The organism is Belnapia rosea (assembly GCF_900101615.1).
Taxonomy (GTDB): Bacteria; Pseudomonadota; Alphaproteobacteria; order Acetobacterales; family Acetobacteraceae; genus Belnapia; species Belnapia rosea.
Map to the genome: position 1 here is coordinate 312,466 of NZ_FMZX01000003.1, position 9,484 is coordinate 321,949.

Here is a 9,484-nt window from a genome sequence, read left to right on the forward strand (position 1 = left end):
CATGAAAACCCTGTCCTGCGTGCTCGCCCTGGTGGCCGGCCTCGCCGCCGCCCCGGCCATCCCCTCCGCCTTGGCGCAAAGCGGGGCACCGGCCGCCGCCACCGGCAATTCCGGCTCGGCGACGCTCGATGCGGTCCGCGCGCGCGGCAGGCTGCGCTGCGGCGTCTCGGGTGAGATCGCCGGCTTCTCCCTGGCCGATGCCAAGGGCGAGATGCAGGGGATGGATGCCGCCTATTGCCGCGCCATCGCCGCGGCAACCCTCGGCCAGGCCGACCGGGTCGAGTTCGTCACCCTCTCCGCCCAGAACCGCTTCACCGCCCTGCAATCCGGCGAGGTGGATGTGCTCATCCGCAACACCGGCTGGTCGCTGACACGCGAGGCGAATCTCGGCCTGCTCTTCGCCGCGACCAATTTCTGGGACGGGCAGGGCATCATCGTCCATGCCAAGTCCGGCGTGAAATCGGCGGCCGAGCTGGATGGCGCGACACTCTGCATGCGCCCCGGCACCAGCACCGAGCTCGATGTCGGCGACTGGCTGCGCGCCCATCGCATCGCCTTCAACCCGGTGATGATCGGCGGGGTCAACGAGGTGCAGGACGCCTTCCTGTCGGGCCGCTGCGACGCCTTCGCCACCGATGCGTCCCAGCTCGCCGGCTTCCGGGCGCGGCAGGGCGCCCGCGCCCAGGAGCTGGTGATCCTGCCCGAGCGCATGACGCTGGGCCAGGCCGGCTCGATGGTGCACAAGGGCGACGACAAGTGGTTCGACATCGTCCGCTGGACGCATTTCGCCATGGTCTTCGCCGAGCGGCTGGGCGTGACCAGCGCCTCGATCGACGGCATGGCGGGCAGCACGAATCCCGATATCCGCCGCCTTCTCGGGGTGGAGCGTGGCCTCGGCAGCGGCCTAGCCCTCGACGACGCCTGGGCGGCCCGCATCGTCCGGCAGGTCGGCAACTACGGAGAGCTCTACGACCGCTACATCATCCCGCTCGGGCTGGAGCGCGGCCATAACCGGCTCTGGACCGAGGGCGGGCTGCAATTCTCTCCCTCCTTTCGGTAGGGCGGGCCGGCCAGGTAGCCAGCGCCCCGCGCCAGGCCGACTGCGCCTGGCGCTCGGCCGCTCCTCCGTCATCAAATGCCTCGAACGGATCGAGGGGCGTGGCGTGATCCGGCGGGAGGTCCATCCGGGCGACAGGCGCGCCCGGGCCCGAGCGGGACGTGCAGTCCATCGCCATGCTTCGGGGAGTCGCGGATGCCGGCAACGCGGCGAGCCGGGTGCCGCCCCGGCCGCCTCCCTGGCGCCCTTCCCGGCGCCTGGTGGTTTGGCCCGTATCCGCCGGGCAAGCGCCTCCAGGCGTCAGAGCCGCGCGGCGATCCCGTCGAAATCGTGGAACAGGGCCAATGGATGCCGGGCCTCGAGCGCTGCAGGGGTGGCGTAGCCCCAGGCGACCGCCCCGAAGGCGATGCCCGCCTCCTGCGCCGCCTCCGCATCCCGGAGCTCATCGGCGATATAGATGGCATCCCCGGCCGGCACGCCAGCCCGCCGCAAGATCGCCAGGAGCTTGCGGCGCTTCCCGAACAACGCCGCGCTGCATTCGAAATACGAGATGAGGGCGGCGTCCGGGCCGAGTGTCACGCGGATGGACGCCTCGGAGTCCGAGCTGACGATGGCCAGCGTGATGCCGCGTCGCGCGAGCTGCCGCAGCAGCTCGGACGCGCCCTCGAACAGCGGCACCCGATGGGCAGTCAGGGCCTTCTGCCGGCGCATGTGCCGGGCGATGAGAGGCAGCTTCCAGGGCGGCACGCCCAGCCGGCGGATGATCTCCCGTGCCCCCAGCGCGCGGAGCGCCTCGCGTTCCGCCGCGTCGGTCCGGCGGAAGCCGAACCGGTCGGCGGTGTCGTTCAGCACCTCGGCGAACCATGGGAGGGAGTTGGCGAGGGTACCGTCGACATCGAAGATCGCCAGCTTGTACCCAATGCCCTGTCGCCGCTCCATGCGCCTATCCGGCCGGCATCCGGAGCCCGGTGTCGAGGAAGCGGTTGGTGAAGGCGCTGTCCGGCTGCATCACCGGCACATTCTCGAAATAGGTCCGCAGCAGGTCGTAGTCGGCGGCGACGCGACCGGCATCGAAGGCGCCGAGGGCGACGCCCTCCGTCGTCGGGTCGCGCATCAGCTCGAGGATGCGGCGCCACTGGTCGCGCTGGTTCGCCTCCTCGAGGCCCGAGACCGAGGCGAGCAGCGCCTTGAGCGCCGGGCCGACATCCTGCACCGCGGCGGCGAAGGCGCGCTGCGAGACGCGGACGAAATCCGCGACCAGCTTCGGCTTGGCGGCCAGCACATCCTCATTGGCGATGATTGAGTTGCCGTAGGGGTTCAGCCCGATCTCGCGCCAGGCCAGGAAGCCGAGATCGTCGCCGAACTGGCGCAGCTTGAGGTCATGCTCGTTGTAGAAGTCGCTGGTGATGTCGATGGTCCGGCCGCGCAGGGCCTGCAGCTTCGCCTGCGGGCTGACATTGACGAAGCGGACGCTGGCCGGGTCGATGCCGACCTTCCTGGCGAAGGCGGGCCACATGACGCGCGACGCATCGCCTGGCGGGTTGCCGATGGAGCGACCGGAGAAGTCCTTCGGCCCGGCGATGCCGTTGCTCTTCAGCCAATAGAAGCCCTGCGGCGAATTGGCATAGACGACCATGACGGCGACGAGCTTCGAGCCGCGGCTGCGCGCCAGCATCGCCGTCGCCATGTCGGCAATGCCGAGCTGCGCACCGCCGGCCGCGACGCGCTGGGCAGCGGTGCCCGAGCCGCGCCCGGTTTCGATGGTGAGGTCGATGCCGGCCTGCTCGTACCAGCCCTGGGCCTTGGCATGGTAGTAGGGCGCGTGATCGGCCGTCGGGGTCCAGTTGAGCACCAGGTTGAGCGGCTCGCCCGCCCGGGCGCGTCCCGGGCCGAGGATCGCGGCGGCCGCGAGGCCACCCAGCACCGTGCGGCGGCCTGCCGCGGCTTCGGCCTTCGCCATCTCCAGTCCCCTCCTGCGCAACAGCTGGGCGGAATGCTATCCAACCATTTGGTTGGTTGATAGGGTGAATCATGCCCCGTCCCAGCCTGCCCGATGCCCCCGAACGTGCCCGCGGCCAACGCGACCCGGAAGCGACGCAGCGTGCGCTGCTTGCCGCCGCCACCGCGGAATTCGCCGAGAAGGGGCTGGCCGGCGCGCGGGTGGACGAGATCGCCCGCCGCGCCGGCGTGAACAAGCAGCTCGTCTACCATCATTTCGGCAACAAGGAGGCGCTGTACCGGGCCGCGCTGGATCAGGTCTATGCCGGCATCCGCGTCCAGGAGCGCGCGCTCCACCTGGCCGACCTGCCGCCCGAGGCGGCGATGGAGCGGCTGGTCGGTTTCTCCTTCGACTACCTGCTGGAACACCCGGAATTCGTCGCCCTGCTGAATGACGAGAACCGCCAGGAAGCGAAGCACCTGCGGGATTCGCCCGGCCTGCAGGCCATGCATTCGCCGCTGGTCGAGCTGCTGCAGGAGACGCTGCGGCGGGGCGGGGAGGCTGGCGTCTTCCGCACCGATATGGATCCGGTGAATGTTTATATCTCGATCGCCGGGCTTTCCTATTTCTACTTCTCCAACAACCGCACCCTCTCGGCGATCTTCGGGCGGGAGCTGGACGGGGCGCGGGCGGTGGCGGCGCGGCGGCGGCATGTCATCGACTTCACGCTGCGGGCCCTGCGGCCCTGAGTTGTTTCAGTCAACCGGTTGGTTGACAGAGCAGGCCCGGCCTCGCTAGCCTCCCCCGGTCGCGGAACGAGGTGCAGGCATGGAGGCCGTCGCGCAGCAGAGCGCCCCTGTGGTGGAGGAGTCTGCGGCCCCGCGCCCGCTGATTCCCCGCGCCGCCCTGCTGCACTGGCTGGCCGTCATCGCCATCCATGTCGCGCTGGTGCTGGCCTGGCAATTCGGCGTCCGCGCGGCCGGGCTGCCGCCCATGCTGTTGCCGGCGCCGACCGACATCCTCGCCACGCTGGGCGGCGCGCATTACGCCTGGGCAGCCAATGCCTGGGTCACCGGCCTCGAGATCCTGGGCGGCTATGTGCTGTCCGTCCTTGCCGGTGTCGCCCTCGCCCTGGTCTTCTCCTGGTCGCGCTGGCTGACACTTGCTGTCTTCCCGCTGCTGGTCACGCTGAACATGATCCCGAAGGTGGCGCTTGGGCCCCTTGTCATCGTCTGGTTCAGCTACGGCATCGGCACCAACATGCTGATCGTGTTCAGCCTCTGCTTCTTCCCGGTGCTGCTGACCACCTTGCGCGGGCTGCGGGAGGTGGAACCGGATCTGCTCGACCTCGTCCGCTCGCTGAGGGGCTCGCGCTGGGCGATGTTCCGCACCATCCAGCTGCCGGGCTCGCTGCCCTACATCTTCTCCGGCATGAAGGTCGCCGCCATCCTCGCCGTCGCCGGCGCGGTGGTGGGCGAGTTCATCGCCTCCGACCGGGGCCTCGCCTACCTCATGATCCAGGTGCAGGCCTCGCTCGATACCCCGGCCATGTTCATGGCCGTGCTGCTGCTCACCCTGCTCGGCATCCTGCTCTATGGCGCAGTGCTGTTGCTGGAGCGGATCTTCGTTCCCCGTGATGCAAGGACCTAGAGGATGACCGACTGGCTGGACGCCGCTGCGCTGCCCGCCGGCTTCGCCGATGCCGGGGCGCTGGACGACTTCCTCGCCCGGCCGAGCCGGGCGCTTGCCGAGGACCTCGCCGCGCTCGATGGCGACATCATGGTGCTCGGCGTTGGCGGCAAGATGGGGCCGAGCCTGGCGCGGCTGGCGCGCAACGCGGCGCCGGCCAAGCGCGTCATCGGCGTCGCCCGGTTCAGCGAGCCGGGGCTGCGGGAGGGCCTGGAGCGACATGGCGTCGAGACCATCGCCTGCGACCTGATGGACCGCGAGGCGGTCGGCCGGCTGCCGCGCGTGGCCAACATCATCTTCATGGCCGGGCGGAAATTCGGCGCGCAGGGCGACCAGGCGCTGACCTGGGCGATGAATGTCCATGCGCCGAGCCTCGTCGCCGAGACTTTCCAGTCCTCGCGCATCGTCACCTTCTCGACCGGCTGCGTCTATCCCTTCGTGCCCATTGCCAGCGGGGGCTCGACCGAGGACAGCCCGCTGACACCGCCCGGCGAATACCCCAATTCCTGCATTGGGCGGGAACGGCTCGTCAGCTACTTCTCGGCCCGCCACGGCACGCCCGGGCGGCTGTTCCGGCTGAACTACGCCATCGACCTGCGCTACGGCGTGCTCTTCGACATCGCCCGCGCGGTGCGGGATGGCGCGCCGGTCGATGTCACCATGGGGCATGTCAACGTCATCTGGCAGGGCGATGCGAACAGCCAGGCGCTGCGCTGCCTCCGCCATGCGACGGTACCGGCCTCGCCGCTCAACGTCACCGGGCCGGAGACCATCTCGGTGCGCTGGCTGGCCGGGGCCTTCGGCCAGCGCCTCGGCCGCGCGCCGGTGCTGCAGGGCGAGGAGGCACCGACCGCCTGGCTCAACAACGCCGGCGAGGCCGCGCGTCTCCTCGGCTATCCGGTGGTGCCGCTGGGGAAGATGATCGACTGGGTGGCGGATTGGGTGGCGCGGGACCAGCCAAGCTTCGGCAAGCCCACCCATTTCGAGGTGCGGGATGGCGCCTACTAGCCCCGGGCTGCATCGGCTGGACGAGACGGCCCTGCCGGGGGCGCTCGCCCTCTCGGCCGAGGCGGGCTGGAACCAGCTGGCCGAGGACTGGCGCATCTTCCTGGCGCATGGCGTGGTTCATGGCCTGCGCGGGCCGGATGGCGGGCTGCAGGCGACCGGGGCGGTACTGCCCTACGGCCCCTTCGGCTGGATCAGCATGGTGCTGGTGACGGCGGCCGCACGGGGCCAGGGCCTCGGCACCGCGGTGCTGCGGCAGGCGATGGCGGCACTGGCAGAGGCGGGGCAGGTGGCCTTCCTTGATGCGACGCCGGCCGGCCAGCGCATCTACCGCCCGCTCGGCTTCCGCCCGGTCTTTCGGCTGATGCGCTGGCGCGGCGAGGGGAGGGGCCCTTCTCCTCTGCCGGAGGGCGTAAGGCCCGCAATGGCAGCCGACCTGCCAGCCATCGCGGCGGCGGATGGGGCGGCGTTCGGAGCAGCCCGGCCGGGCATCCTGGAGGGGCTGTGGCGGCGGGCGCCGGACCAGGCGCTGGTGCTGGAGGGTGGCGCGGGCTTCGTGCTGGCGCGGCCCGGGCGGCAGGCCTTGCAGATCGGTCCGCTCGTGGCGCCCGACGAGACAGCGGCCGGCCTGCTGCTGCGGGCGGCGCTCGGCCGGACCATGGGGCCGGTGCTGCTCGACCTGCCGGAGCGCTGGGCCGGGCTCCGTGCCGACCTGCATGAAGCCGGTTTCGGCGAGGAGCGGCCCTTCCTCCGCATGGCCTTGGGCCGCGACACGGGCTTCGGCGACCCGGCGCGGCTCTTCCTCATCGCCGGGCCGGAACTGGGATAGGGCATGATCGCCGCAGGCTGGAACGGCCGGAGGCGTGAATCATGCGACACAACAAGCTGGGGCGTGATCCGCAATCCGGTGATCGCGGATCACGCTCTGGCCGAGGGGAGTTGGGCTCGATGGGACTGCACCGTTCCGCCATTCCGGAGGCCGTGCGCAGGCTGCTGGCCGAGGGAACCGTCATCCCCGCCCATCCGCTGGCGCTGGGTGCGGACCGCCGGCTGGACCACCGCCGCCAGCGGGCGCTGACCCGCTACTACATCGATGCCGGGGCAGGCGGCCTCGCCGTCGGTGTGCATACGACGCAGTTCGAGATCCGCGATGTCGGCCTCTACGAGCCGGTGCTGGCCGGCGCCATGGAGGATGCGCGGGCCTGGACCGACCGGCCGCTGGTGATGATCGCCGGGGTCTGCGGCGGCACGGAACAGGCCGTGCGGGAGGCGCGGCTGGCCGTCTCGCTCGGCTACCAGGCGGGGCTGCTGAGCCTCGCCGCGCTGCGCGGCGCGACGCCGGAGGCGGTCATCGCCCATTGCCAGCGGGTGGCGGAGGAGATTCCGCTGGTCGGCTTCTACCTCCAGCCCGCGGTCGGGGGCCTGCCGCTGGATGCCGGGTTCTGGGCGCGGTTTTGCGCCATCGACAATGTCGTCGCCATCAAGGCCGCGCCGTTCAACCGCTACCGCACGCTGGATGTGGTGCGCGGCCTGGTCGCCGCCGGGGCCGAGGAGCGGATCACCCTCTACACCGGCAACGACGACCATATCGTGCTCGACCTGCTGACACCCTTCGTGGCGATGCGGGAGGGGGTGCCGGTGACGGTGCGCTTCCGCGGCGGGCTGCTGGGCCACTGGTCGGTCTGGACGCGGCAGGCGGTGCAGCTGCTGGCCCGGCTGCAGGCCGCGGCGCGGGGCAGCGCCGTGCCGGCGGAGCTGCTGGCGCTCGATGCCCGCGTGACCGACTGCAACGCCGCCTTCTTCGATGTCGCCCATGATTTCCACGGCTGCATCGCCGGCTGCCACGAGGTGCTGCGGCGCCAGGGCCTGCTGGAAGGCATCTGGTGCCTCAACCCCGAGGAGGGGCTGAGCCCGGGCCAGGCGGCCCTCATCGACCGCGTCTGCCGCGAGCATGCCGACCTTTCGGACGATGCCTTCGTGGCCGAGAACCGGGAGCGCTGGCTCTCATGAATGCCGAGCCGCTGATCCGGCTGCGTGACGTCAGCAAGACCTATCGCCGCGATGGCCGGGCCTTCACCGCCGTCTCCAACGTCACCATGGAGGTGGCTGAGGGGGATATGGTGGCGCTGGTCGGTCCCTCCGGCTGCGGCAAGACCACCGTGCTGAAGATCCTGGCCGGGCTGCATGGGGCGGATGGCGGCGAGGTGCGGATCGGCAGCGCCGCCAGCGCCTTCACCCCGGGGCGGGATGTCGGCATGGTCTTCCAGCAGGCACTGCTGCTGAAATGGTGCACCATCCTCCGCAACGTGATGCTGCCGGCCGAAATCCTCGGCCTGCCGCGCCGGGCCGCCGAAGCGCGGGCGCGGGACCTGCTCGCCCTTGTCGGGCTGAAAGGGTTCGAGGACCGATACCCCTATGAGCTATCGGGCGGGATGCAGCAGCGGGCGGCCATCGCGCGGGCCCTGGTGCATGACCCGAAGCTGATCCTGATGGACGAGCCTTTCGGCGCCCTCGATGCGCTGACGCGGGAGCGGATGAATCTCGAGATGCGGAGGATCTGGCGGGAGAGTGGCAAGACCATTCTCTTCGTCACCCATTCCATTCAGGAGGCGGTTTTTCTTGGTGAGCGCTGCGCCGTACTGACCGCGGGGCCAGCACGCATGGCCGAGTTCTTCCCAATCGAGTTGCCGGCCGATCGTGGACTGGACATCAAGACCGGGGAGGCTTTCGGCCACTATGTCCGGCGCATCTATGGGTTGCTCGGTCTGGGCTGAATGCGGTGCCCAACCGGCGCCCCGGCAAGGATTAGGCAACCTCGCCATGCAACGAAGGAGCATGATCGAAGCTCTTCCGCCGCTGCTCGGCGATCACCTGTATATGCTCGCCAGCCTCGTGGGCGGCATCGCCATGGGCTTTTGGTTCGACCTCATCCTGGCCGAGCGCGGCGCAGGAGCCTTTCTCCTCGGCATCGCGGCATTGGGCCTTGGCGCCCTTTTCGGTCAGCAATGGGCGGGCGTGGCGCTTGGCTGCTGCCTGGCCGCCAGAACGATGGGCGGGCGCGAGGCCAAGGGCTGATCCTCGGGCCAGGAGGGGAGCCGATGCCTGCCCTGCGTCAGGCGACTAGCTGGAAGTTTCAAGGGGCTTGAATCATCCGAAGTACGGGGCTAGATAACGCCTCCCGTCGTGATGACGGGGCAGCCCCATATCGGTTTCCTCATCTGCGCAGGCTACTGCTTGTGGCGAGGATGGCGTGCCTGGGGTAGCTTTTTTTGGGTGGGCCTGACGGTTTGCCCTTGCGGATTTCGGATGGGGCGTTATTTGCACGCTCCTCCTTTGGCTGGATGAGGTTGGCCTGAGTAACCGAGAGTGTGGCCAGCAGTCTTGATCGCTGGTTGCCAGTAATCGGCAAGGTTCAGATCGACTTAAAAAGGCCAAAAAAGTCTCTTGCATGTAGTGTTGGTTGACGCTACATGGTGGTTTACCGGACGGGGTTGTGGGGCTGAGTGATTGGCTCTTTTCCTGGTTTGGTTTGTTCTTTGACAGTTGCATCGGTTTTTTGGAAGACGATGGATCGTTGCCTGGCTTTGGCTGGGTGATGGATTGCATCGGGAGTGGTGAGCGGAGCCTGATCGAAAGGCGTCTGCGTGGCCTGGCTTTGGCTGGGCTGCGGGGATGAACCTGAGAGTTTGATCCTGGCTCAGAGCGAACGCTGGCGGAATGCTTAACACATGCAAGTCGCACGGGGGCTTCGGCTCTAGTGGCGGACGGGTGAGTAACGCGTAGGAACGTGTCCT

The 9,484-nt window shown here is 69.3% G+C and carries 10 protein-coding genes and 1 rRNA gene; 9 read left to right on the forward strand and 2 right to left on the reverse strand.

Annotation, left to right across the window (positions count from 1 at the left end; all coding sequences use genetic code 11):
* The first annotated feature begins 1 nt into the window (after position 1).
* Entirely contained in the window at positions 2 to 1,060 is a 1,059-nt protein-coding gene (locus BLR02_RS10330) for a transporter substrate-binding domain-containing protein (RefSeq protein ID WP_090662839.1), read from the forward strand.
* 297 nt (positions 1,061 to 1,357) lie between these two features.
* Here BLR02_RS10330 and BLR02_RS10335 read toward each other — a convergent pair whose 3' ends face one another.
* Together BLR02_RS10335 and BLR02_RS10340 are read right to left on the reverse strand one after the other, a co-directional pair.
* Positions 1,358 to 1,996 carry an HAD hydrolase-like protein gene (locus BLR02_RS10335; RefSeq protein WP_090662841.1) on the reverse strand — a complete coding sequence of 213 codons (639 nt, stop codon included), beginning with the start codon at positions 1,994 to 1,996 and terminating at the stop codon, positions 1,358 to 1,360.
* Between the two features lie 4 nt (positions 1,997 to 2,000).
* Positions 2,001 to 3,017 (reverse strand): ABC transporter substrate-binding protein, encoded by a 1,017-nt coding sequence (locus tag BLR02_RS10340; RefSeq protein ID WP_090662842.1) that lies wholly within the window; start codon positions 3,015 to 3,017, stop codon positions 2,001 to 2,003.
* Between the two features lie 71 nt (positions 3,018 to 3,088).
* On the opposite strand from BLR02_RS10340, the gene BLR02_RS10345 reads away from it, so the two are divergent.
* The 8 genes from BLR02_RS10345 to BLR02_RS10380 all read left to right on the forward strand — a co-directional run.
* Positions 3,089 to 3,745, forward strand: coding sequence for a TetR/AcrR family transcriptional regulator (locus BLR02_RS10345; protein ID WP_090662844.1), 657 nt, complete (start codon positions 3,089 to 3,091; stop codon positions 3,743 to 3,745).
* Between the two features lie 79 nt (positions 3,746 to 3,824).
* The gene (locus tag BLR02_RS10350; protein WP_090662846.1) at positions 3,825 to 4,646 is read left to right on the forward strand and encodes an ABC transporter permease; all 822 of its coding nucleotides are present in this window, start codon (positions 3,825 to 3,827) and stop codon (positions 4,644 to 4,646) included.
* A 3-nt stretch (positions 4,647 to 4,649) separates the two neighbouring features.
* Positions 4,650 to 5,693, forward strand: a complete 1,044-nt coding sequence (locus tag BLR02_RS10355) for an NAD-dependent epimerase/dehydratase family protein (RefSeq protein ID WP_090662848.1) — start codon at positions 4,650 to 4,652, stop codon at positions 5,691 to 5,693.
* Positions 5,680 to 6,519: a GNAT family N-acetyltransferase gene (locus BLR02_RS10360; protein ID WP_090662850.1), complete on the forward strand. Its 840-nt coding sequence runs from the start codon at positions 5,680 to 5,682 to the stop codon at positions 6,517 to 6,519. Before BLR02_RS10355 ends, BLR02_RS10360 begins: the two co-directional genes overlap by 14 nt.
* A 119-nt stretch (positions 6,520 to 6,638) precedes the next feature.
* Positions 6,639 to 7,700 (forward strand): dihydrodipicolinate synthase family protein, encoded by a 1,062-nt coding sequence (locus tag BLR02_RS10365; protein ID WP_090662852.1) that lies wholly within the window; start codon positions 6,639 to 6,641, stop codon positions 7,698 to 7,700.
* Positions 7,697 to 8,464: an ABC transporter ATP-binding protein gene (locus BLR02_RS10370; RefSeq protein ID WP_090662854.1), complete on the forward strand. Its 768-nt coding sequence runs from the start codon at positions 7,697 to 7,699 to the stop codon at positions 8,462 to 8,464. Before BLR02_RS10365 ends, BLR02_RS10370 begins: the two co-directional genes overlap by 4 nt.
* A gap of 61 nt (positions 8,465 to 8,525) precedes the next feature.
* A complete protein-coding gene (locus tag BLR02_RS10375) occupies positions 8,526 to 8,765 on the forward strand; it encodes a hypothetical protein (RefSeq protein ID WP_090662856.1) in 240 nt (79 codons plus the stop codon).
* A gap of 599 nt (positions 8,766 to 9,364) precedes the next feature.
* Positions 9,365 to 9,484 (forward strand): 16S ribosomal RNA (locus BLR02_RS10380); the annotation flags it as partial.

Excerpts from the sequence above, each read along its gene's own strand:
- BLR02_RS10330 (WP_090662839.1), top strand. The coding sequence starts at position 2 with ATGAAAACCCTGTCCTGCGTGCTCGCCCTGGTGGCCGGCCTCGCCGCC.
- BLR02_RS10335 (WP_090662841.1), bottom strand. The coding sequence starts at position 1,996 with ATGGAGCGGCGACAGGGCATTGGGTACAAGCTGGCGATCTTCGATGTC.
- BLR02_RS10340 (WP_090662842.1), bottom strand. The coding sequence starts at position 3,017 with ATGGCGAAGGCCGAAGCCGCGGCAGGCCGCCGCACGGTGCTGGGTGGC.
- BLR02_RS10345 (WP_090662844.1), top strand. The coding sequence starts at position 3,089 with ATGCCCCGTCCCAGCCTGCCCGATGCCCCCGAACGTGCCCGCGGCCAA.
- BLR02_RS10350 (WP_090662846.1), top strand. The coding sequence starts at position 3,825 with ATGGAGGCCGTCGCGCAGCAGAGCGCCCCTGTGGTGGAGGAGTCTGCG.
- BLR02_RS10355 (WP_090662848.1), top strand. The coding sequence starts at position 4,650 with ATGACCGACTGGCTGGACGCCGCTGCGCTGCCCGCCGGCTTCGCCGAT.
- BLR02_RS10360 (WP_090662850.1), top strand. The coding sequence starts at position 5,680 with ATGGCGCCTACTAGCCCCGGGCTGCATCGGCTGGACGAGACGGCCCTG.
- BLR02_RS10365 (WP_090662852.1), top strand. The coding sequence starts at position 6,639 with ATGGGACTGCACCGTTCCGCCATTCCGGAGGCCGTGCGCAGGCTGCTG.
- BLR02_RS10370 (WP_090662854.1), top strand. The coding sequence starts at position 7,697 with ATGAATGCCGAGCCGCTGATCCGGCTGCGTGACGTCAGCAAGACCTAT.
- BLR02_RS10375 (WP_090662856.1), top strand. The coding sequence starts at position 8,526 with ATGATCGAAGCTCTTCCGCCGCTGCTCGGCGATCACCTGTATATGCTC.